Below are 23556 nucleotides of genomic sequence, written 5' to 3'. Positions count from 1 at the left end.
CGGCCATGAGCCCTGTTCCAGCTGGTGTGCTCCAGTTCCTGGCGCTGATCGTGGCGCTCGCCCTGGCATACCGTCCACTCGGTGACCACATGGCCCGGGTCTACTCCTCCGACAAGCATCTGCGCGTGGAGAAGTGGATCTACAAGGGCATCGGCGCCAACCCGAACGCCGAGATGCGCTGGCCCGCCTATCTGCGCGGGGTCCTCGCCTTCTCCGCCGTGAGCGTGCTGTTCCTGTACCTCCTGCAGCGGCTCCAGGGCTCGCTGCCCGGATCGCTCGGCTTCAAGTCGATCGATCCCGACCAGGCCTTCAACACCGCCGCGTCCTTCGTGGCGAACACCAACTGGCAGTCGTACTACGGCGAACAGGCCATGGGCCACGTCGTGCAGACCGGCGGCCTCGCGGTGCAGAACTTCGTGTCCGCCGCCGTCGGCATCGCCGTCGCGGTGGCCCTGGTACGCGGCTTCGCCCGCTCCCGCACGGGTGAGCTGGGGAACTTCTGGGCCGACCTGGTGCGCGGTGTCGTACGCATCCTGATCCCGATATCGGTGATCGGCGCGCTCGTCCTCGTCGCCTGTGGCGCGATACAGAACTTCTCCGGCATCCACGGGGTCGGCCAGTTCATGGGCGGCAGCCAGCAGTGGAACGGCGGAGCGGTGGCCTCGCAGGAGGTCATCAAGGAGCTGGGCACCAACGGAGGCGGCTACTTCAACGCCAACTCCGCCCACCCCTTCGAGAATCCGAACGGATTCTCCAACCTCTTCGAGGTCTTCCTGATCCTGGTGATCCCCTTCGCGATCACGAGGACCTTCGGGCGGATGGTCGGTTCCCTCAGGCAGGGGTACGCGATCCTCGCCACGATGGTGACCGTCTGGGTCGGGTTCACCGCGCTGATGATGTGGACGGAGTTCCACCACGGGGCTCCCGCGCTCGACATCGCGGGCGGGGCGATGGAGGGCAAGGAGACGCGGTTCGGGATCGCCGGTTCGGCGATCTTCTCGGTCGCCACGACGCTGACCTCGACGGGCGCGGTCAACTCCTTCCACTCCTCCAACACCGGCTTCGGCGGCGGACTCGATCTCCTCGGCATGCAGTTGGGGGAGATCGCACCCGGCGGCACGGGTTCGGGTCTGTACGGCATGCTGATCATGGCGATCATCGCGGTGTTCATCGCCGGGCTCATGGTGGGCCGTACGCCGGAGTACCTGGGCAAGAAGATCGGCACCCGCGAGATCAAGCTGGCGGCCTGCTACATCCTCGTCACCCCGGCCCTGGTGCTCGGCTTCACGGCGGTGTCGATGGCGCTGCCCACGCCCAAGGACTCGATGCTCAACTCCGGGGCGCACGGCTTCTCGGAGATCCTTTACGCCTACACGTCGGGCGCCAACAACAACGGCTCGGCGTTCGCCGGACTGAGCGCCGACACCAACTGGTTCAACACCACGATCGGTCTCGCGATGCTGCTCGGCCGTTTCCTGCCGATGGTGTTCGTGCTCGCGCTCGCGGGTTCGCTGGCCGAGCAGAAGCCGATCCCGGCGACCGCGGGCACTCTGCGCACCGAGAAGCCGCTGTTCACCGGGCTGCTGGTCGGCAGCATCATGATCATCACCGGCCTGACGTACTTCCCGGCGCTCGCCCTGGGGCCGCTGGCCGAAGGGCTCGCGTCATGACCACCTACACCAAGAAGGCAGAGGAGCCCGGCTCCATGTCCACCGTTACTCCCACCCGCGCGCCGCACCAGGACGTGCCCGGCGGCCGTGAGGGCCATCAGGACGGCGGCCGGGTCGGCGGGGGTCTGTTCGACCCCAAGCAGCTTCTGAAGTCCTTCCCGGACGCCGTGCGGAAACTCGATCCGCGGGTGATGGTCAAGTCGCCCGTCATGTTCGTGGTGCTCGTCGGCTCGGTGATGACCACCGTCCTCGCGGTCAAGGACCCGGGGGACTGGTTCGGCTGGGCGATCGCGGTCTGGCTCTGGCTGACCACGATCTTCGCCAACCTGGCGGAGGCGGTGGCCGAGGGCCGCGGCAAGGCGCAGGCGGACACGCTGCGCAAGGCCAAGACCGACACGGTCGCGCGCCGTCTGAACGGCACGGCCGAGGAGCAGGTGCCCGGCACCGCGCTGCGCATCGGCGACCTGGTCGTCTGCGAGGCGGGCGACGTGATCCCCGGTGACGGCGACGTCGTCGACGGGGTCGCGAGCGTCGACGAGTCGGCGATCACCGGCGAATCGGCCCCGGTCATCCGGGAGTCGGGCGGCGACAGGTCCGCCGTCACCGGCGGCACGAAGGTCCTCTCCGACCGGATCGTCGTCAAGATCACGACGAAGCCCGGCGAGACCTTCATCGACCGCATGATCAATCTGGTCGAGGGCGCGGCCCGGCAGAAGACACCCAACGAGATCGCCCTCAACATCCTTCTCGCGTCCCTCACCATCGTCTTCCTGCTCGCGGTCGTCACGCTCCAGCCGTTCGCCGTGTACGCCGGTGCCGAGCAGTCCATGATCGTGCTTGCCGCGCTCCTGGTCTGCCTGATCCCCACGACCATCGGCGCGCTGCTGTCCGCCATCGGCATCGCGGGCATGGACCGGCTCGTCCAGCGCAACGTCCTCGCCATGTCCGGACGGGCGGTCGAGGCCGCCGGTGACGTCTCGACGCTGCTGCTCGACAAGACCGGCACCATCACGCTGGGCAACCGGCGGGCCGCCGAGTTCGTGCCGGTGCGCGGGACGACCGAGGCCGAGCTCGCGGATGCCGCCCAGCTGTCGTCGCTGGCCGACGAGACACCCGAAGGGCGCTCCGTCGTCGTACTGGCGAAGGAGAGGTATGGGCTTCGCGAGCGGCACCAAGGGGAGCTGGAAGGGGCCGAGTGGGTCGCCTTCACCGCGCAGACGCGGATGTCGGGCGTCGACCTCGTCGAGGGCGGCGCCGGACGCAAGGTCCGCAAGGGGGCGGCCGGTTCGGTCGTCGCCTGGGTCACGCGCAACGGCGGCACGGTCTCCGAGGACGCCCAGGCCCTGACCGACACGATCTCGCAGGCCGGTGGCACGCCCCTCCTGGTCGCCGCCGAGGACGAGAAGGGGGCCCGTGTCCTCGGCGTCATCCACCTGAAGGACGTCGTCAAGGAAGGCATGCGGGAGCGGTTCGACGAGCTGCGGCGCATGGGCATCAAGACGGTCATGATCACCGGTGACAATCCGCTGACCGCCAAGGCCATCGCGGACGAGGCGGGCGTGGACGACTTCCTCGCCGAGGCCACGCCCGAGGACAAGATGGCGCTGATCAAGCGGGAACAGGCGGGCGGCAAGCTCGTCGCGATGACCGGTGACGGCACCAACGACGCGCCCGCGCTGGCCCAGGCGGACGTGGGCGTGGCCATGAACACCGGAACCTCGGCCGCCAAGGAGGCCGGGAACATGGTGGACCTGGACTCCAACCCCACCAAGCTCATCGAGATCGTCGAGATCGGCAAGCAACTCCTGATCACCAGGGGCGCGTTGACGACCTTCTCGATCGCCAACGACGTCGCGAAGTACTTCGCGATCATCCCCGCCATGTTCGCCGTGGTGTACCCCGGTCTCGACAAGCTCAACATCATGAACCTGTCCTCTCCGGAGACGGCCATCTTGTCGGCCGTCGTCTTCAACGCGCTGATCATCGTCGCCCTGGTGCCGCTGGCCCTGAAGGGCGTGCGGTACCGGCCGATGAGCGCGGACAGGATGCTGCGGCGCAATCTCGGCGTCTACGGAGTCGGCGGTCTCGTCGCCCCGTTCATCGGCATCAAGATCATCGACATGGTCATCTCCCTCATTCCCGGGCTGTAGTTCCTGAAAGCGTGCTTATCGTCATGAACAACTCCGTCGGAAGTACGGCACGGCTGCTGGGCGCGGGTCTGCGTGCCCTGCTCGTGCTGACCGTGATCTGCGGTGTCATCTATCCGCTCGCCGTCACCGGAATCGCCCAGGGCCTGTTCCACGACAAGGCCAACGGCTCCGAGATCAGGAGTGGGGGCGAGGTCGTCGGCTCCGAACTCATCGGGCAGCGGTACGACTTGCCGCTGAAGGAGGGCCAGGAGACCGCCGCGCCCGACCTGAAGTGGTTCCAGCCCCGGCCGTCCAACGGTCTCGGCTCCAACCAGGACGCGGGGGTGAACACCCGGTACGACCTGATCCTGTCGGGTGCGACGAACCTGGCCGGTGACAACAAGGACCTGATCGCGAACGTCAAGGCGGCCAAGGCGGCCGTGGTCAAGGACAATTCCACGGCCGGCTTCAGGGTGCGGCCGTCGGACGTGCCGGCCGAGGCCGTCACCTCGTCCGGTTCAGGCCTCGACCCTCACATCTCCCCGGAGTACGCGGAACTCCAGGCCCACCGGGTGGCCGAGAGGAACGGTCTTCCCGTACGCACGGTCGAGAAGCTGGTCGACGAGCACTCCGACGGGCGGATCCTCGGCTTCATGGGCGAGCCCCGCGTCAATGTCCTCCAGCTCAATGTGGCGCTGAAGGAGCTGGTCGGCGAGAGGGGCTGATCTCCGTAGAAGAGGAGCCTCATACTACTCAACTCCCTTGTGGCTCGCGGTGGTTCGGTCCCGGAGATCCCGGTGACCGGAGCATTGCGGGCCACAATCGCGTACGTCCATACTGTGCCGGTCACGCGGGGGGAGACCGGTCTGGTGAGCGGACGGCGCGTGCCCGCCGTGGTGCGGAGCGGCCGGTACCACGGGATGGTGCTCGGGGCGGCCGGGCTTGCCGTCCTGCTGGCGGCCACGGTGCTCGCCGCCCTTGCCGCGCTGACCGAGAAGGCCGTCGAGGGCGGGGTGCGGCAGCGTCTCGCCGCGGACCGGGAAGCCGCCGTCGAGGTCGCGGGGCGCTACGACGCGGGCAGCGTGCGGCGCCTGGACGCGGACGTGCGCGCCGCGGTCGGCCGCACCTACGGCGAGGTGCCCCATCGGACCCGGCTCGCGCTGCGGGCACCGGCGGCGCGCAACGACGAGCTCTCCGTGACCGAGGCCGGGGGCCGGCGCCGCGAGGACGCCACCGTGTCCGTGATCGCGCTCGAAGGGGCGAGGTCGCACGCCGCTCTCGTGGCGGGCCGGTGGCCGCGCGCGGGCGCCGGAGGCTCGGCCGACGCACCTGTGGAGACCGTGCTGACCAGGACGTTCGCCGCCGAACTCGCGGTCCGTACGGGCGACTCGGTGCACGTGCGCGGCGCCGGGGGGCGCCTGGTGCGGATGCGGGTCGTCGGGCTCTACGGGACCGAGGGGCGCGCGCCCGCGGTCTGGGCGGGGCTCAGCAGTACGTTCGGGACGCCCGACTCCCTCGCGCTCGTGCCCCGCGGCGCGTTCACGGCGCGGCCCGGGCTCGCGAAGGACGCGGGCGCGGTGTGGCTCGGCGTGCCCGACGCGCGGGGGCTGCGGCTCGGCGACATCGGGCCGCTGGCCGAGCGGGCCCGGCGCTTCGGTGGCAGCGATGCCTCGCTCTCGGTGCTGCGGGGCTCGAACCGCGCGGCGGAACTGACGGTCTCGGCAGGGTTGCGCAGGGCGCTCGACCGGCTCACCACGCCCATCGCCGTGGCCCGCGCGGGGCTCTACGTGCCCGCCACGCTGCTTGCCGCCCTCGCGGTCGCGGCCCTGGTGCTCACCGGGCGGCAACTCGCCGAGCACCGGCGGCCGGAGCTGGCGTTGCTGGCCGCGCGGGGTGCCGGGACGCGGCGGCTCGTGGTGTCGACCGGGGTGCAGTGGGCGGTGGTGGCCCTGCCGGTGGGGGTGGCCGCGCCCTTCCTCGCGGGTCCGCTGCTGCGGCTCCTCGAAGGGGCGGGGGTGCTGCACGGCGGGGTGCCGGATGCCGCCGCGATCGGTGCCGCCTGGGTGGCCGCCGGTTTCGCCGTCGTGGTGCACGGGTGCGCGGTGCTGCTGCCGACGCTGCGGTTGGTGCGGGACCGGCAGGCGGTGAGGCGGCTTCGGCTGCGGGTGGGGAGGTTCGCGGGGGTGCAGCGGGTGGGGGCCGATGTGGTGCTTGGGGCGGTGGCCGTCCTGGGGTGGCTGCAGCTGCGGCAGTACCGCTCTCCCGTGACCGGTGACGGTGTCGATCCGGTGCTCGTGTTCGCGCCGGTGGTGATGACCACCGCGGCCGCCCTGCTCGTGCTGCGCCTGCTGCCCTTCCTGACGCGGGCCGTCGACCCGCTCGCCCGGCGTGGCAAGGGCCTCGTGCTGCCGCTCGGCGGGTGGCAGATCGCGCGGCGCGCGGCACGGCACGCGGGGCCCGCCCTGGTGGTCACGCTGGCCCTGGCCGTCGCGGCCCTGAGCAGCACCGCCCTCGCCATTCTCGACCGGGGGGACCACGATCAGGCCGCTTTCCAGGTGGGCGCCGATTTGCGCATCGAACCGGGGGAGGGTGTGCCCGCCGGGGAGCGGCGTGCGACGTACGGCGCGTTGCCCGGGGTCGACGCGGTCACTCCCGTGGTGACGACGGAGGGATACATCGGGCAGGACGCGGTGGCCGTGACGGGCGTCAACACCGGACGGGGGCCGGTGCCTTCGCTGCGGGGGGATCTCGCGGGGCGGCCGGTGGGGGAGCTTGTCGCGCCGCTGGGGAGGGGGATTCCGGCGCATGGTCTCGCTGTGGGCGCTGGCCGTCCCGCGCGCGAACTTCCGCTGCGGGTGCGGTTGTCGGCCGACGGGGCCGGTCGGGCCGTGCCGGTGCGGCTGACGGTCTTCTTCGAGGACGAAGACGGTCTCGTCCACTCAAGTGCCCTCCTTCTTAAAGAAGAGGGCCCTCGAACTCTTCCTTTGAAGGTGCCGGTACGAAGCGGTGCCCTGCGCATCCTGCAGATCGACCTGAGCATGGCGGGCGAGACGGTACGGCGTACCTACCGTCTGCGGATCGACCGGGTGCCGGGGCTTTCCCGGCAGGCCGACTGGCGGGATCTGCGCGAGGACGCGCCGGACCGGTACGGGGCAGGGTGCCCCGGGGCCGAGCGGCCGCGCGGGACGGTGGGGGAGGCGCCCGGTCCCGTGCTGTGCGGCGACAGGCCCGGGGCCGGAGTACTGCTCGACGCGGTGCTTCGAGGGCCCGACACGCGGCTCAAGTACCCGACGTGGAGCGTCCGGCTCGGCACGGACAGCGCCAAGGGCCGCCCTGCGGCGCCCGCACTCGCCGATCGTGTGCTGCTGGACTCCGGGGCGGTGCGGGTCGGGGATGTCGTGACCGTGCGGCGCGGTACGGGTGGCAGCGCCCGGCTGAAGATCGTCGGACGGATCAAGGCGGTGCCGGGTGAGGCGCGTGACCGGCCGCGTCTCCTGGCCGACTCGCGTGCGATGGCGGCCCAGATGGCGCTGAGCGGGGCGTTGCCGGGGGCGGAGAGCGCGTGGTGGGCCGGGGGTGACACGGATGCTGCGTGGGAGGCGGTCCGGGACGAGCCTCGGCTCGGGACCGCCGTGGACGTGCCGCACGCGCGCGTGGCCCTCGGCGAGGATCCGCTCCGGCGGGGAGCCCGTGGCGGCCTCTGGCTCTGCCTCGCCCTCGCACCGGCGTTCGCCGTCATCGCCTTCACCCTGCACACGGTGCTCGCGGCGCGGTCCAGGGAACGGGAGTTCGCGCTGCTGCGGGCCCTGGGAGTACGACGGGGCCAACTCGCCGCATACCTGTGGACGGAACAGTTGGCGCTGGCAGGCATGGCAGCACTCCTCGGCACCCTCCTCGGAGCGGGCCTCGCCGCAGTGATCACGCCGGTGGTGACGGTGGACGCGACCGGTGCCCCGGTCTTCCCGGCCCTGCTCACGGAGGTGCCGTGGGCAAGGGTATGGGCGGTGGCGGCCGGCGTGACGCTGATGATCTGCGGGGTGGTGAGCGGGGTGGTCCGGGTCCTCGGCCGGGTGGACCTGGGACGGGTGCTGCGGGCGGGGGAGGACGGGTGAGGGGGACTGCGGGGGGTCCGTGGGGGCGGGGTTGGTCTGCCTGGGGCGGGGCCGGTGGCGTGGGAGGGAATCGCACCGACGTGAGCCCGAACAGGCCCACACGCCCCCTCGAAGCGTTGCTGCGGTGGGTCGCGCTGGCGGGGTGGGGCCTTGTGGCTGCCGGGCTGTTTCGGCGCCGGATTGACGTGGATTGCGCTCCGGCTGGGCAGACCAGCGCGCCCGCCTTGCGCGTGTTGTCGGTTGCGGGTGGGTGGGCTGCTGCGGTGTCCTCCGTCGGTGGGACGGGGCCGGTGGCTGCCGGGCTGCTACGGCGCCGGATTGCCGGGAGACGTGCTCCGAGTGGACAGATCGGCACGTCCCCTTGCGCGTGCTGTCGATGGCGCGTGGCCGTCGGCCTGCTTCGGTGCCGAAGTTCTGGGGGCCGTGCTCCGGGCAGGCAGAGCGGAACGTCCCCTTGCGGGTGTTGTTGGTTGGGCGGATCGGGGTTGGGGGTGCCCCCGGCGGGTGTTTTCGGGTGTTGGGTATGGCCGCGTGGCTCGCTGCTTGTTGGCGGGGAGCTGTGGTGGTTCAGGGTGATCGGGTGGGTGGGCGGGGGCGCTTGTTCGGGGAGGGCTGATGCGGCGTAGGGGTTGGGTGTGGGGGGAGTTGGGCGGGCTCGCCCTGTTGGTTTTCGTGCTCTGCGGTGTTGCTGCCGGTGGGCCCGGGTTGTTGGACGTGGCTTCGGGGCGGGCGTTGGGGCATCGGCTTGAGCAGGTGCAGCGTGATGCCCCGGGTATCACCCACCGGATGCGGTTCGGGCCCGAGGAGGAGCGGCCCGGGGTGGAAAGCACCCTGGACGCCGACTTGAGGAGGTTCTCGGAGGTCGTCGAGAACGCCACCCCCGCCGCCCTCCGCGGAGAACTCCTGCGCGATTCCACCCGCATCGCCCTGCCCGGCGTACGCACCCCCGACGGCACCACGCTGTCCCTCGTGTATGCGAGCGATGCCCCGCCCCGCTCCGCGTACGCCGCCGGACGGCCCCCCGCCGGGAGGGGACGCGTCGTGGAGATCGCCGTCTCCACCCGTACCCGCGACGCCCTGAAGCTGCGGCTCGGGCAGGAACTGCGGCTCGGCCCCGGCGCGTTGGAGATCGCGGACGCCCCGGCACGGGTCGTCGGGTTCTACGCCGCCGAAGGCGATCGGCGGCTCTGGCGCGAGCACCCCCTGCTCGCGGGACCGGGACGGGAACCGCGGGGCGGAGCGGTGCGGTACGCGGGCGCCCTGCTCGCGCCCCAGGGCGTCGAAGTGCTGCAGAGCCAGGCAGAGGCCGACCTCACCGTGATGTGGGGCATGCGCCTGGACCCCGGCGAGAACGCCGCGCGCTACGTCGGCGACCAGGGGCAGCGCGACTTCGAGCGCCACATGCTCCGCTACCCGCAGTCCGTACGGGAGGTCACCTGCCAGGTCGGGATGGTCGGCGGCGGCATGTACTGCGCCTTCGGCGCCCACCCGGCGGCCGAGACGGAGACCGCCACCGAACTGCCGGACGCCCTGGCGGAGTTCCGGGAGCAGTGGCGGCAGGGCAGTGTCGTGATCTCCTTCGCGCTCGCCTCGGTGACGGCCGTGGGCCTCGCCACCGTGGTCGTCGGCGCGCTGCTCTCCGTACGCCGTCGCCTCGACGCCCATCGGCTGCGACGCGCGCGTGGGGCGTCGGCCCTGGGGATCGCCCTGGGGCGCGGAGCGGCGACCGCACCGGCCGTGCTGCTGGGGTTCGTGGGCGGGTGCGCGGCCGCCTCGGTCCTGCCGGGGGCGTCGGCGGCGTACGGGCGAGGGCTGCTCGTCGCCCTGGGCGCGTGGCTGGTGCTGCCCCTGCTGACCTGGTGGGCGGTCCGCGACCGGGCCCTGCTGCGGGACAAGGGGGTGAGCGGCGGCCGTCGCGTCGTCGCCGAGGTGAGCGTGGTGGCCGTCGCTCTCGCGGGCGTCCTCGCGCTGCGGGCCCGCGGGACGGCGGGCGGGGCGAGCGGTGACCCCCTGCTCGCCGCAGTCCCCGTACTCCTCGGGCTCGCCACCGTCGTGGTCCTTGTGCGTCTCTACCCGTGGCCGGTACGCCTCGTCGCCCGCCGGGCCGCCCGTGGACGCGGAACCGTGGCCCTCGTCGCGCTCCGCGGCGCCGCGAAGGAGGCCCCCGCGCGGGCGCTCGCACTGCTCGTCCTGGTGGTGACGCTGGCCGGCGCCGTGTTCGGCGGCCTGGTCGCGCAGACGCTCACGGAGGGGCGCCGGGACACCGCCGCCTGGCGGGTGGGCGCCGATGCCTCCTTCCTGGGAGCGGGACGCGACCCCGACACCGCGAAGCGCCTGGCACGCGCGCGTGGCGTGCGGGAGACGGTGTCGGTGCGGCAGCTGCGGGTCGATCCGATGAGCGCCGAGGACGGCGGACGGTACGGGATCGCGAGCCTGGTGGGCGTCGACGGCACGGAACTGCGGTCGGCCGCGGGGAGTTCGGCGGCGGCTCGCGCGCTGCGGGACGCCGGTCTCAGCGGGAGCGGGGCCAAGGGCACCGGGCGGGACATCCGGGTGCTCGCCGACGCTGCCGACGCGGGGGACCTGCTGACCATCACGGTGCACGGCAAGGAGCGCCGCCTGCGCGTCGTGGGCCCCCTCCCCGAGGCCGTGCGACGCGACCCCGCTCTGGGCCCCGTACGCTCCTCCACCGAGGCGAGGGACCATCTCCTGCTCGCCGACAACCGGGACCTCAAGGGCTTCGCCGCGAGCGAGTTCGAGGAGTTCGCCCTGCTTCTGTACGGCCCGCATCTGGACGCCGGTGAGCTGCGCTCGGTCGTCCCGCGCACCGCCCCCGGCGCCGCCATTGGAGAGCTGCGGATCCGTGCCGAGGAGCAGTCCGAGGCCGGGAAAGACGGTCTGATCGCGGCCATGACCGCCGCGCACACCGCCTGCACCGCCGTGGCCGTGTTCCTCGCGCTGCTCGCCCTGGTCCTCGAACTCCTGCTGTCCGCGCCCGCCCGCGGCGACACGGCCGCCCGGCTGCGCACGCTGGGACTCGGCGGCCGCGCCACCGCCGGGCTGCATCTGCTCCAGCTGCTGCCCATGGTGCTCGCGGCCGTGGCCGGGGGCGTCGCGCTCGGCCTGACCCTGCCCGGACTGCTCGGCCCCGCCCTCGACCTGCGGGTGTTCACCGGGGGGCCCACCGCGCCCGCCTTGCGGACCGACGCCCTGTTCACCGCGGTCCTTGCCGCCGGGACCGTCGCCCTGGTGGCCGTGGCGGTGGGGGTGGAGACGTGGCTGGGGCGGCGGAGGGGACTCGGAGCAGTGCTGCGACTGGGGAGGAACGATGACTGAGCTCGCCGATCTGGAGGCCCGCGCGAACGCCGCGCGCCGTCCCGCCAAGGACGAGGGGCTTGTCGTCTGCGACAACCTCGTACGCGTCTACCGCACCGAGAAGGTGGAGGTACAGGCCCTCCAGGGGCTGGACCTGGTGGTCGGTGAGGGGGAGTGCGTGGCGCTCGTGGGCGCGTCCGGATCGGGCAAGTCCACCCTCCTGTCGATCCTCTCCGGGCTCGATCTGCCGACCGCGGGCCGGGCCAGGGTCGCCGGGCACGATCTGCTCTCCATGGGGCGCCGCGAGCGCCTGGGCTACCGCAGGAACACCGTCGGCTTCGTGTGGCAGCAGACCGGGCGCAATCTGCTGCCGTACCTCACCGCCCTGGAGAACGTCGCACTGCCGATGAGGTACGCGCGCGTGCCCCGTCGCGAGCGCGCGGCGCGGGCCGCCGAACTGCTCGACGTGCTCGGAGTCGCGTACTGCGGCGCGCGGCGGCCCGCCGAGCTCTCCGGCGGCGAGCAGCAGCGCGTCGCCGTGGCGGTCGCCACCGCCAACGCCCCGCGGGTGCTGCTCGCCGACGAGCCCACCGGAGAGCTGGACACGGCCAGTGGCGAGGAGGTGTTCGCCGCCCTCCGGCGCGCGAACGAGGAGCTCTGCGCGACCGTCCTGGTGGTCACGCACGATCCGCTCGTCTCCGGTCAGGTCCGCCGCACGGTGCGCATCCGGGACGGCCGTACGGCCACGGAGACGCTGCGTGAACGGGGCGGCGCAGGCGAGGAGTTCACGGTTCTGGACCGGGCGGGGCGATTGCAGCTGCCGCGCGACTACGTGGAGCGCTACGGGCTGGGCGGTCGCGTACGGCTCACAGAGGAGCCGGACCACATCGGAGTCTGGGGTGAAGGGCCGGATTCGACCTCGCCCACCGCCTGAAGCCTTGACGGACGTCAGGTCCGTACCTATGGTCACGGCCCAACACGCGTGTTCAGAAAGGTACTTGACGTTCACATACAAGAATGGATGGCTCTTCGCATGGCTGACACCCCCACACCCGTGCGCCACCACCGCAGACCCCGCACGGCAGTCCTCGCGACCCTCGCCTCCGTGGTGACCGCCCTGGTCGCCGCCCTCCTGGCCTGGCCCGGCGCGGAGCGCGCCGACGCCGCGCCCAGCACTTTCGCGCACCCCGGAGTCACCGTCTCGCGCGGGCAGCTGGACTTCACCAGGGAGAAGGTCAACGCCGGCGCCCAGCCCTGGAAGGGCGCCTACGACCAGATGATGGGGAGCAAGTACGCCTCCCTCTCGCGCACACCGAAGCCCCGCGCGGTCGTCGAGTGCGGCTCCTACTCGAACCCCAACTACGGCTGCACCGACGAGCGCGAGGACGCGATCGCCGCGTACACGACGGCGCTCGCCTGGTACGTCACCCGTGACGACCGCTACGCCAAGAAGTCCATCGAGCTGATGGACGCCTGGTCCGGCACCATCAAGGATCACACCAACAGCAACGCCCCGCTGCAGACCGGCTGGGCGGGATCGACCTGGCCCAGGGCCGCCGAGATCATCAAGCACACGTACACCGGCGGCTGGAGCAACTCGGGCCGCTTCGCGACGATGTTGCGCACCGTCTACCTGCCCGAGATCATCAACGGCTCCAACTCCAACGGCAACTGGGAGCTGTCGATGATGGAGGCCGCCATCGGCATCTCCGTCTTCATCGAGGACAAGGGGTCCTACGACAAGGCGATGGCGAAGTTCCGCACGCGCACCGCCGCGTACATCTACCTAGCCTCCGACGGCGCGCTGCCCAAGACCGTGCCCAGCCAGAACCTGGACACCCGCGCCAAGATCGTCAAGTACTGGCAGGGGCAGGGCACCTTCACCACCGGGCTCTCCCAGGAGACGTGCCGCGACTTCACCCACACCGGATACGGGCTCTCCGCGATCTCCCATGTCGCCGAGACCAGCCGCATCCAGGGCGACGACCTCTACAAGACGGACGTCGGCGAGCGGCTGCGCCAGGGTCTCGGCTTCCACGCCAAGTACGAACTGGGCGAGGCCCCGCCGAGCTCGCTCTGCGGCGGAACGGTCCACCGTGGCTTCGGACCCGTCACCGAGGTCGGTTACAACGCGCTTCACGACCGCCTCGGCCACGCCATGAGCAACACCCAGAAGCTCACCGAGAAGAACCGCCCGGCAGGTTCCAACAACCTGTTCGTCGCCTGGGAGACCCTGACCCACGCGGACAACCCGAGCTGATACGGACCTTGTTGGGCCGGGCGCGCGCTGACCATACTGGCGCCCGGCCCCACAGGGCCGCACGGGGGGAGTGGGCATGGCCGAGCACGCGATCGTCGTCGAGGACCTGCACCGCACGTACGGCGGCGGCGCGTCCGCCGTGCACGCCCTGCGCGGCGTCTCCTTCGCCGTCCCGCGCGGTGAACTGGCCGCCCTGAAGGGGCGGTCGGGGTCCGGCAAGACCACCCTGCTCAACCTCGTCGGCGGTCTCGACACCCCGGACGCGGGCAAGATCACCGTAGAAGGGCTCGCACTCGCGGGACTCGGCGAGGACGGCCTCCTGGAGCTGCGCCGCGACCGCGTCGGCTTCATCTTCCAGTCCTTCGGGCTCATCTCGATCCTCACCGCCGCCGAGAACGTCGGCGTACCCCTTCGGCTCCGAAAGACCGACCCCCACGCGCGCGAGGAGCGCGTCGCGCTGCTGCTCGCCCTCGTCGGTCTGTCCGATCACGCCGAGCAGCGGCCGGGCGAGCTCTCCGGAGGACAGCAGCAGCGCGTGGCGATCGCCCGCGCGCTCGCCAACAAGCCCGCCCTGCTCATCGCCGACGAGCCCACCGGGCAGCTGGACGCCGAGACCGGGCTCGCCGTGATGGAGCTGCTGCGTGCCGTCGTCCGCGGGGAGGGCGTCACCGCCCTGGTCGCCACGCACGACGCGGCCCTGCTCGACCTCGCCGACCGGGTCCTGGAACTGCGCGACGGCGAGATCGTCGGGCGCTGACCCCGGCCCCCGCCATATCGATGCCCGTGGCCCGCCACATCAGGGTTGTGTCAAGGTGCGCCCGCGGGTGCGCCTTCGTCCGTTTTGCGGGAAATGTTGGCCGTAAGGTCGACGCTGCGTACACAGCAGTTTCGGGAAGACAATGGGGCCATGGCACGCGGCAAGCTTCGGATATACCTCGGTTCGGCACCGGGCGTCGGCAAGACGTACGCGATGCTGTCCGAGGCGCACCGCCGCATCGAGCGCGGCACCGACTGCGTGGTGGCCTTCGTGGAGCACCACGACAGGCCGCGCACCGAAGTGATGCTGCACGGCCTGGAACAGGTGCCCCGCACGGAGCTCGACCACCGCGGCACCCTCTTCACCGAGATGGACGTCGACGCCGTCCTGCGGCGTGCGCCCGCCGTCGCCCTCGTGGACGAACTGGCGCACACCAATGTCCCCGGCTCCCGCAACGCCAAGCGCTGGCAGGACGTCGAGGAGCTGCTCGCCGCGGGCATCGACGTCGTCTCGACCGTGAACATCCAGCACCTGGAGTCCCTCGGCGACGTCGTCGAGTCGATCACCGGCGTGCGCCAGCGCGAGACCGTGCCGGACGAAGTGGTACGGCGCGCGGACCAGATCGAGCTCGTCGACATGTCGCCACAGGCGCTGCGCCGCCGCATGGCCCACGGCAACATCTACAAGCCCGACCGGGTCGACGCGGCCCTCTCCAACTACTTCCGGCCCGGCAACCTCACCGCCCTGCGCGAGCTCGCGCTCCTCTGGGTCGCCGACCGGGTCGACGAGTACCTCCAGCAGTACCGCGGCGAGCACGACATCCGCTCCACCTGGCAGGCCCGCGAGCGCATAGCCGTCGGGCTCACCGGCGGCCCCGAGGGCCGCACCCTGATCCGCCGCGCGTCCCGGATGGCCGCCAAGGGCTCAGGCAGCGAGATCCTCGCCGTCTACATCGCCCGCAGCGACGGCCTGACCGCGGCCTCGCCCAAGGAGCTCGCGGTCCAGCGCACCCTGGTGGAGGACCTGGGCGGCACCTTCCACCACGTCATCGGCGACGACATACCGGCCGCGCTGCTCGACTTCGCCCGCGGCGTCAACGCCACCCAGATCGTCCTCGGCTCCTCGCGCCGCAAGACCTGGCAGTACATCTTCGGACCCGGCGTCGGCGCGACGGTGGCCCGCGAATCGGGCCCCGACCTGGACGTCCACATCGTCACGCACGACGAGGTCGCCAAGGGCCGCGGCCTGCCCGTGGCGCGCGGGGCGCGGCTCGGCCGGTCCCGGAGCATCTGGGGCTGGCTGGTGGGCGTGGGCGGCCCGGCGCTCCTGACGCTGCTCCTCACCCATGTCGACGCGGACCTGGGTCTCGCCAACGACATGCTGCTGTTCCTGACGCTCACCGTCGCCGCCGCGCTGCTCGGCGGTCTGCTGCCGGCCCTGGCCTCGGCGGCGTTCGGTTCGCTGCTCCTGAACTACTACTTCACGCCGCCGCAGCACCTGTGGACGATCTCCGACTCCAAGAACATCGTCGCGATCGTCGTCTTCGTGGGCGTCGCGATCTCCGTCGCCTCCGTCGTGGACCTCGCCGCCCGCCGCACCCACCAGGCCGCGAGGCTGCGCGCGGAGTCGGAGATACTCTCCTTCCTCGCGGGCAGCGTGCTGCGCGGCGAGACGAGCCTGGACGCCCTCCTCGAACGCGTGCGCGAGACCTTCAGCATGGACTCGGTGGCCCTCCTGGAGCGCGCGAGCGACGTCGCCCCCTGGACCTGCGCGGGCCGCGTCGGCGAGGGCCGCACGCTGGAGCGCCCCGAGGACGCGGACGTGGACATGCCGGTCGGCGACCACATGGCGCTCGCCCTGTCCGGCCGGGTGCTGCCCGCCGAGGACCGCAGGGTGCTCGCCGCGTTCGCCGCGCAGGCCGCCGTGGTCCTCGACCGCCAGCGCCTGCGGGACGAGGCACAGCAGGCCCGCACCCTCGCCGAGGGCAACCGCATCCGTACCGCGCTGCTCGCCGCCGTCAGCCATGACCTGCGGACGCCCCTCGCGGGCATCAAGGCCGCCGTCACCTCCCTGCGCTCCGACGACGTGGCCTGGTCCGAGGAGGACCAGGCCGAGCTCCTCGAAGGCATCGAGGACGGCGCCGACCGCCTGGACCACCTGGTCGGCAACCTCCTGGACATGTCCCGCCTGCAGACCGGCACCGTCACGCCGCTGATCCGCGCGATCGACCTCGACGAGGTCGTCCCGATGGCGCTGGGCGGCGTCCCCGACGGCAGCGCGGACCTCGACATCCCCGAGACGCTGCCCATGGTCTCCGTGGACAAGGGTCTCCTGGAGCGCGCGGTCGCCAACATCGTGGAGAACGCGGTCAAGTACAGCCGCGCCGCCGAACCGGTCCTGGTCTCCGCGAGCACACTCGGCGACCGCGTCGAACTGCGGGTCGTGGACCGCGGCCCCGGCGTCCCCGACGCCGCCAAGGACCGCATCTTCGAGCCCTTCCAGCGCTACGGTGACGCTCCGCGCGGCGCGGGCGTGGGCCTGGGCCTCGCGGTCGCCCGCGGCTTCGTGGAGTCCATGGGCGGCACGCTGGAGGCCGAAGACACCCCCGGCGGCGGCCTCACCATGGTCCTCACCCTGCGGGCGGCGGCGGGCGGACCGCCTGCGCTGCCGGACCTCTCCGCCCAGGCCGTCTCATGACCGCCGAGGCGGCCACCACCGACAAGTCCGAAAGGCAGGTACGCATGACCCGGGTGCTCGTGGTCGACGACGAGCCGCAGATCGTACGCGCCCTCGTGATCAACCTGAAGGCGCGCAAGTACGAGGTGGACGCGGCCCCGGACGGAGCCACCGCGCTCCAGCTCGCCGCCGCTCGCCACCCCGACGTGATCGTGCTCGACCTCGGTCTGCCGGACATGGACGGGGTCGAGGTCATCAGGGGTCTGCGCGGCTGGACGCGCGTCCCGATCCTGGTGCTCTCCGCGCGCCACAGCTCGGACGAGAAGGTCGAGGCGCTCGACGCGGGCGCCGACGACTACGTCACCAAGCCCTTCGGCATGGACGAGCTGCTTGCCCGCCTGAGGGCCTCCATCCGCAGGGCCGAGCCCACCGGAGCGGGCGAGGACGACGTGATGGTGGACACGGAGGACTTCACGGTCGACCTGGCCGCCAAGAAGGTCAACCGCGACGGGCGCGACGTACGCCTGACGCCCACCGAGTGGCACCTGCTGGAAGTCCTGGTGCGCAACACCGGGCGCCTGGTCAGCCAGAAGCAGCTGCTCCAGGAGGTGTGGGGCCCTTCGTACGGTACGGAGACGAACTACCTGCGCGTCTACATGGCGCAGCTGCGCCGCAAGCTGGAGGCGGACCCCGCGCATCCGCGGCACTTCATCACCGAGCCGGGAATGGGTTACAGGTTCGAGCGATGAGTCAAGGGTCAAGGCAGGGCTGAGCGGGCATAAGCACAGATGAGCGCACCCATTGCGGCGCTGTCGGCGACCCCCGGTACGCTTCCTGTATGAGTGCTGTTCCTGGTTCCGAGAAGCCGGCAGGCCGTTTCCGGCGCATGCTCGACCGGCTGTCCTCCTCCCAGGAGGATCTGGAGTCGGAGGAGCTGCGCGAGGATGCCGAGACGGCTGGCTGCACCCGTATCGGAGACTGCCACGACCGCCAGATAGTCACGGTTACTGGTACCTTGCGCACGGTCACCCTGCGACCACGCGCCGGCGTACCCGCCCTGGAGGCGGAGCTGTTCGACGGCTCCGCGGCTCTGGACGTGGTGTGGCTCGGCAGGCGCTCCATCGTGGGGATAGAGCCGGGGCGCAGGCTGATCGCGTCCGGCCGGATCTCGATGAGCCGGGGCCGCCGGGTGCTCTTCAACCCGAAATACGAACTCAGACCCCTCGGACGGGAGTAGCCGGTGACGTCCCTCGACAAGCCGACGGACCAAGGAAGCACGGATCAGGACGCAGATTCCCGGGCCGTGACCGAGGCCGCGCTCTTCGAGGCCTTCGGCGGCGTGCGGGGCATGGTGGAGACCGTCGTCCCGGGCCTCCTCTTCGTGACGATCTTCACGATCAACAAGGACCTGCACATGTCGGCCATCGCGGCCCTCGCGGTGTCCCTGGTGCTCGTGGCGGTCCGCCTGGTCATGAAGGGCACCGTCAAGCACGCCTTCAGCGGCGTCTTCGGGGTCGCCTTCGGTGTGGTCTTCGCGATGATGACCGGCAACGCCAAGGACTTCTATCTGCCGGGCATGCTCTACACGCTGGGTCTGGCCCTCGCCTACGTCATCACGGCCATCGCGGGCGTCCCGCTGATCGGCCTGATCCTCGGCCCGGTCTTCAAGGAGAACCTCTCCTGGCGGACCCGCAACCCGGGCCGCAAGTCGGCGTACACGAAGGCCAGTTACGCCTGGGGTCTGATCCTGCTCGCCAAGTGCGCGATCCTCTTCCCGCTCTACTGGTGGGCGGACACGACCCAGTTCGGCTGGGTCCTGATCGCCCTGAAGATCCCGCCCTTCCTGCTCGCCGTCTGGCTGACCTGGGTCTTCCTGGCCAAGGCTCCGCCGCCGATTGACGTCTTCGCCGAGATGGAAGCCGCGGAGAAGGCCGAGGAAGAGCGCAAGACCGCGGCGCGTGGCCACGAGGCCTGAGCAGCGCTTGCTGTACGTAGAAGGGGGCGCCCGGAAGTTTCCGGGCGCCCCCTCTGCGTACGAGCAAGCGCAGCGACTAGCTCGCCGCGTCTTCCTTCCGCACCGACAGCAGGTCCTCCAGCTGCTCCTCGCGGGCCTGGGCCGCCACGAAGAGGAGCTCGTCGCCTGCCTCCAGGGAGTCGTCCGGGGTCGGCGCGAGGACGCGCGTGCCGCGGATGATCGTCACCAGCGAGGTGTCCTGGGGCCACTGGACGTCGCCGACCGTCGTGCCCGCGAGGGCCGACTCGGGCGGCAGGGTCAGCTCGACGAGGTTCGCGTCGCCGTGGCTGAAGCGCAGCAGGCGTACGAGATCACCGACGCTCACCGCCTCCTCGACGAGCGCGGACATCAGACGCGGGGTCGAGACCGCGACGTCGACGCCCCAGGACTCGTTGAAGAGCCATTCGTTCTTCGGGTTGTTCACGCGGGCGACGACCCGCGGGACGCCGTACTCGGTCTTCGCGAGCAGCGAGACGACGAGGTTGACCTTGTCGTCGCCGGTCGCGGCGATCACCACGTTGCAGCGCTGAAGCGCCGCCTCGTCGAGGGAGGTGATCTCGCAGGCGTCGGCGAGCAGCCACTCCGCCTGCGGGACGCGCTCGACCGAGATGGCCGTCGGCGCCTTGTCGATGAGCAGAATCTCGTGCCCGTTCTCCAGGAGCTCACCGGCGATGGAACGTCCCACCGCGCCTGCTCCGGCAATGGCGACCCTCATCAGTGACCGCCTTCTTCCGGGCCTTCGGCGAACGCCGCTTCGACCTTCTCGACCTCGTCGGTGCGCATCATCACGTGCACCAGGTCGCCCTCCTGGAGCACCGTCTGCGAGGTCGGCAGGACCGCCTCGCCCAGCCGGGTGAGGAAGGCCACGCGCACGCCGGTCTCCTCCTGCAGCTCACTGATCTTGTGGCCGATCCAGGACGCGGACGTGTGTACCTCGGCGAGCTGTACGCCGCCGGTGGGGTCGCGCCACAGCGGCTCGGCCCCGGAGGGCAGCAGCCTGCGCAGCATCTGGTCGGCGGTCCAGCGGACCGTGGCGACGGTGGGGATGCCCAGGCGCTGGTAGACCTCGGCGCGGCGCGGGTCGTAGATGCGGGCGGCGACGTTCTCGATGCCGAACATCTCGCGGGCCACGCGGGCGGCGATGATGTTCGAGTTGTCGCCGCTGCTGACCGCGGCGAAGGCGCCCGCCTCTTCGATGCCGGCCTCGCGCAGGGTGTCCTGGTCGAAGCCGATGCCGGTGACGCGACGGCCGCCGAAGCCGGAGCCCAGCCGGCGGAAGGCGGTGGGGTCCTGGTCGATCACGGCGACCGTGTGCCCCTGTTGTTCCAGGGTCTGCGCGAGAGCGGATCCGACTCTCCCGCAGCCCATGATGACGATGTGCACGCCCGTCCTTCCGGCTGTGTCAATACTTTTTGCTCAGGCTGAACGGTAAAAGCGTCTCAGACCGACGCCCAAGCTACACACGCACGGTCCGCGGAGGGCACCCCCGTGCACCTGCCGGTGCCGACGGAGGCGGTACGGGGGTCCGGGGCGGGGGTCAGTCCACGCTGCGCAGCAGGCCCTCGACGTTCTTGAGCCGGTAGCTGAGCTCGACGATCTGCAGCCGTGCCGCTTCCTGCTCGGACCTCGCGCGTTCGACGACCTCGCGGTACTGCTCCATCGCCTCGGCCCACTGGCGGTCGCGCTCGCGGTTGCGCTGCGACTGGAAGTAGGCGACCGACACGACCGCGCCGGCGAGTATCAGGAAGAAGGCGACCGGGATGATCACGTCGTCCATTAAGACCCCTCAGGTGAGTGCTGTCCTGCCTCGTCGGACGCGTCCTCCCGGACGGCCGCGAGGATCGTGTCCACGTTCAGGCGCACGTCGAAGGGCGCCAGTTCGAAGTACTTGAGTGCCTTGCCGTCGTCGGAGAGTTCCAGGCGGCCGACGACGAGACCGGCCTTCTCCAGACGTTCGAGGTGCATGTAGAGCAGGGGCCGGGAGACGCCGAGCCGCCGCGCCAGTTCGCTGACGTACAGCTGCCCCGGGGCGAGCTCGGTGATGATCCGGATCCGCTGGGCGTGGCCGACGGCGGACAGAAAGGCGAGCAGCTCTTCGCTGTCCATGGCCCGCCTTCTCGCTGGTCTGCCAGCTGAATCCCCGCTGGTCCCGAAACCTGTCAGCCAAGACTTACGCATGACGGGAACCACTGTCAATCCGCCGCCACTCGGCCGCGAATGACAGTTGACGGTTCGTTCCTTCACCTGTCAGTCTTCACTTACACATGAAGGACTGATGAGGGACTGGACGCCAGGAGCTGGCGAAGGGGCGGGGATGGTCATGGGGAAGCGATCGGTCACGGTGGGCGTGGCCAGATGGAGCGCGCTGCATCCGGGGCGCGCGATCATCGGCTGGCTGGTGTTCGTGGTGCTCTGCCTGGGGGGCGGCATCGCCACCGGCATGAACAGCGCGAGCAGCGAGGACTACCGCGTGGGGGAGGCGGGGCGCGCCGAGGCCCTGGCGACCGAGGGCGGCGTCCCGCTGCGGCCCACGGAACAGGTGCTGATCCGCGCCAAGTCGGGCCCGCTGGACAAGGCGGCGGCCGGCGCCGCCGTCAAGGACGTCACCGCCCGGATGAAGTCGCTGCCGGAGGTCGCGTCGGTCGCCGCCCCGGTCCGCTCCGAGGACGGACGCGTCCTGCGCGTCCAGGTGGAGCTGAAGGGGCCCGACCAGGACGGCAAGAAGAACGTCATCCCGCTCCAGGCCCAGACCGAGCAGGCCAAGAAGGCCCACCCGGACCTGGTGATCGAGGAGACCGGTGCCGCCTCGGTGAGCAAGGGCGTCAACGACCAGCGGGGCAAGGACCTCGCCTTCTCCGAGGCGATCACGCTCCCCGTCACGCTGATCACGCTCGCCCTGGTCTTCGGCTCCGTGGTCATGGTCGGCGTACCGCTGCTCCTCGCCATCACCTCGATCATGGCGACCATGGGCCTGGCGATGCTGGCCTCGCACCTGCTGCCCGACACCGGCGTCGGGATGAACATGATCCTGCTCATCGGCATGGCGGTCGGCGTCGACTACACGCTCTTCTACCTCAAGCGTGAGCGCGAGGAACGGGCCCGCGCAGGCGGCCGCCTCACCTCCGAGGCGCTGGTAGAGGCCGCCGCGGCCACCGCAGGCCGCGCGATCGTGGTCTCCGGACTCGCGGTGATCGTCTCCACCGCCGCCCTCTACCTCGCGGGCGACGTCATCTTCGACTCCCTCGCCACCGGCACCATCCTGGTCGTGGCCGTCGCCGTGGTCAGTTCGGTGACCGTGCTCCCCGCGCTGCTTGTCAAGCTCGGACGGCGCGCGGACCGCCGTGCGCTGAAGCGGCAGGCCCAGGGCAAGCCGGTGCGGACGTACGGCGAGAAGAAGCCCGGACGGGCCTGGAACGCGCTGCTGACCCCGGCCCGCAAGCGCCCCGCGCTCACCCTCGGCCTCGCCGTCCTCGTCCTGCTCGGCCTGGCGCTGCCCGCCCTGGACATCAAGCTCAAGGACCCCTCGCGCGACAGCTTCTCGCGCGACATCCCGGCCATGCAGGGGTACGACCGGCTGCTCGACGCCTTCCCCGAGCAGCGCATCCGGCACCAGGTCGTGGTGCGGGCCGAGGCCTCGCAGGCCGGTGAGGTGCGCGACGCCCTGACGGAACTGGACCGCAGGGCGCAGGCCGACCCGCTGTTCTCGCACCCCTCCGGCACTCCGCTCCTGCGCACCTCCAAGGACCGCAGGACCACCACACTGGAGCTCAACGCCCCGCACGCCACGTACTCCGACAAGGCCGTCGCCACCCTCGACCACCTGCGCGACGACCACCTCCCCGCCACCGTCGGCGAACTGCCCGGCGTCGAGACGGCCGTCACCGGCGATGTGCCGCGCGGCACGGACTATGTGGAGCACCAGAACGAGAAGCTGCCGCTCGTCCTTGGTTTCCTGCTCCTGATGACCTTCGCCATGACGGTCATCGCGTTCCGCTCGGTCGTCCTCGGACTGCTCGGCATCGTGCTCAACCTGCTCTCCGCCGCCTCCGCGCTCGGACTGCTCGTGCTGGTCTTCCAGGGGGAGTGGGCCGAGGAACTGCTCTCGTTCGTCTCGCTCGGCGGGATCTCCTCGCGGGTGCCGCTCTTCCTCATCGTGATCCTCTTCGGGCTCTCGATGGACTACCAGGTGTTCGTCGTCAGCCGGATCCGGGAGGCCGCCCTGAACGGCACACCCACCCGGCAGGCCGTCATCGAGGGCATCGGCTCGTCGGCCAAGGTCGTCACCAGTGCCGCGATCGTCATGGTCACCGTCTTCGCGAGCTTCGTGATGCTGCACATCCTGGAGATGAAGCAGATGGGCTTCGTCCTCGCGGCGGCCGTCCTGCTCGACGCGTTCGTGATCCGCATCATGATCCTGCCGGCGGCACTCCTGCTCCTCGGGCGGGCCACCTGGTGGCCGTCCCGCGCCATCCACCGCGCAGAGCAGCGGGCGGCCGAGCGGTACGGGGCGCGGGAGGTGCCGGAGGCACCGCAGACCGCCGACGGCCGTCCGCTTTCCGGGCATTGGGCGGAGCCCCCGGCGGCGCGTCGTGGCTAACCGGCGCGGTTAGGGGGTGGTGGGTG

Annotated in this window: 17 protein-coding genes; 13 read left to right on the top strand and 4 right to left on the bottom strand. The window is 71.2% G+C overall.

Annotation, left to right across the window (positions count from 1 at the left end):
- Window positions 1-5 precede the first annotated feature (5 nt).
- The 12 genes from kdpA to AB0I66_RS23720 all read left to right on the top strand — a co-directional run bounded on the left by kdpA (window position 6) and on the right by AB0I66_RS23720 (window position 18894).
- Window positions 6-1670, top strand: a complete 1665-nt coding sequence (gene kdpA / locus AB0I66_RS23775) for a potassium-transporting ATPase subunit KdpA (RefSeq protein ID WP_363209927.1) — start codon at window positions 6-8, stop codon at window positions 1668-1670.
- Window positions 1667-3820 carry a potassium-transporting ATPase subunit KdpB gene (gene kdpB, locus AB0I66_RS23770; RefSeq protein WP_363209926.1) on the top strand — a complete coding sequence of 718 codons (2154 nt, stop codon included), beginning with the start codon at window positions 1667-1669 and terminating at the stop codon, window positions 3818-3820. The genes kdpA and kdpB overlap by 4 nt, the downstream gene beginning before the upstream one ends.
- 23 nt (window positions 3821-3843) lie before the next feature.
- Window positions 3844-4524 carry a potassium-transporting ATPase subunit C gene (locus AB0I66_RS23765; RefSeq protein ID WP_363209925.1) on the top strand — a complete coding sequence of 227 codons (681 nt, stop codon included), beginning with the start codon at window positions 3844-3846 and terminating at the stop codon, window positions 4522-4524.
- A 144-nt stretch (window positions 4525-4668) separates the two neighbouring features.
- Window positions 4669-7911: an FtsX-like permease family protein gene (locus AB0I66_RS23760; protein WP_363209924.1), complete on the top strand. Its 3243-nt coding sequence runs from the start codon at window positions 4669-4671 to the stop codon at window positions 7909-7911.
- Between the two features lie 819 nt (window positions 7912-8730).
- A complete protein-coding gene (locus AB0I66_RS23755) occupies window positions 8731-11247 on the top strand; it encodes a hypothetical protein (protein WP_363209923.1) in 2517 nt (838 codons plus the stop codon).
- Window positions 11240-12160: an ABC transporter ATP-binding protein gene (locus AB0I66_RS23750; protein WP_363209922.1), complete on the top strand. Its 921-nt coding sequence runs from the start codon at window positions 11240-11242 to the stop codon at window positions 12158-12160. The genes AB0I66_RS23755 and AB0I66_RS23750 overlap by 8 nt, the downstream gene beginning before the upstream one ends.
- Window positions 12161-12259: 99 nt before the next feature.
- Window positions 12260-13486 (top strand): alginate lyase family protein, encoded by a 1227-nt coding sequence (locus AB0I66_RS23745; RefSeq protein WP_363209921.1) that lies wholly within the window; start codon window positions 12260-12262, stop codon window positions 13484-13486.
- A 76-nt stretch (window positions 13487-13562) separates the two neighbouring features.
- A complete protein-coding gene (locus tag AB0I66_RS23740) occupies window positions 13563-14243 on the top strand; it encodes an ABC transporter ATP-binding protein (RefSeq protein ID WP_363209920.1) in 681 nt (226 codons plus the stop codon).
- 150 nt (window positions 14244-14393) lie between these two features.
- A complete protein-coding gene (locus AB0I66_RS23735; RefSeq protein ID WP_363209919.1) occupies window positions 14394-16940 on the top strand; it encodes a sensor histidine kinase KdpD in 2547 nt (848 codons plus the stop codon).
- A 44-nt stretch (window positions 16941-16984) separates the two neighbouring features.
- Complete coding sequence (locus AB0I66_RS23730) at window positions 16985-17668, top strand: response regulator (protein WP_351173923.1); 684 nt, start codon at window positions 16985-16987, stop codon at window positions 17666-17668.
- Window positions 17669-17757: 89 nt separating this feature from the next.
- The gene (locus AB0I66_RS23725; protein WP_160507673.1) at window positions 17758-18156 is read left to right on the top strand and encodes an OB-fold nucleic acid binding domain-containing protein; all 399 of its coding nucleotides are present in this window, start codon (window positions 17758-17760) and stop codon (window positions 18154-18156) included.
- A gap of 3 nt (window positions 18157-18159) precedes the next feature.
- Window positions 18160-18894, top strand: a complete 735-nt coding sequence (locus tag AB0I66_RS23720) for a DUF3159 domain-containing protein (protein WP_363209918.1) — start codon at window positions 18160-18162, stop codon at window positions 18892-18894.
- Window positions 18895-18970: 76 nt separating this feature from the next.
- Here AB0I66_RS23720 and AB0I66_RS23715 read toward each other — a convergent pair whose 3' ends face one another.
- The 4 genes from AB0I66_RS23715 to AB0I66_RS23700 form a co-directional block, all read right to left on the bottom strand.
- Entirely contained in the window at window positions 18971-19648 is a 678-nt protein-coding gene (locus AB0I66_RS23715) for a TrkA family potassium uptake protein (RefSeq protein WP_363209917.1), read from the bottom strand.
- A complete protein-coding gene (locus AB0I66_RS23710; protein ID WP_363209916.1) occupies window positions 19648-20316 on the bottom strand; it encodes a TrkA family potassium uptake protein in 669 nt (222 codons plus the stop codon). Before AB0I66_RS23710 ends, AB0I66_RS23715 begins: the two co-directional genes overlap by 1 nt.
- 154 nt (window positions 20317-20470) lie before the next feature.
- Window positions 20471-20710 (bottom strand): hypothetical protein, encoded by a 240-nt coding sequence (locus AB0I66_RS23705; RefSeq protein WP_190082440.1) that lies wholly within the window; start codon window positions 20708-20710, stop codon window positions 20471-20473.
- Window positions 20710-21039 carry a winged helix-turn-helix domain-containing protein gene (locus tag AB0I66_RS23700; protein WP_363209915.1) on the bottom strand — a complete coding sequence of 110 codons (330 nt, stop codon included), beginning with the start codon at window positions 21037-21039 and terminating at the stop codon, window positions 20710-20712. The genes AB0I66_RS23705 and AB0I66_RS23700 overlap by 1 nt, the downstream gene beginning before the upstream one ends.
- A 214-nt stretch (window positions 21040-21253) precedes the next feature.
- On the opposite strand from AB0I66_RS23700, the gene AB0I66_RS23695 reads away from it, so the two are divergent.
- Window positions 21254-23530 carry an MMPL family transporter gene (locus AB0I66_RS23695; RefSeq protein WP_363209914.1) on the top strand — a complete coding sequence of 759 codons (2277 nt, stop codon included), beginning with the start codon at window positions 21254-21256 and terminating at the stop codon, window positions 23528-23530.
- Window positions 23531-23556 lie beyond the last annotated feature (26 nt).

The sequence above is a fragment of the Streptomyces sp. NPDC050439 genome, from assembly GCF_040655335.1.
In the GTDB taxonomy this organism is placed as follows: Bacteria; Actinomycetota; Actinomycetes; order Streptomycetales; family Streptomycetaceae; genus Streptomyces.
This window is presented reverse-complemented; position numbering and strand designations above follow the sequence as displayed.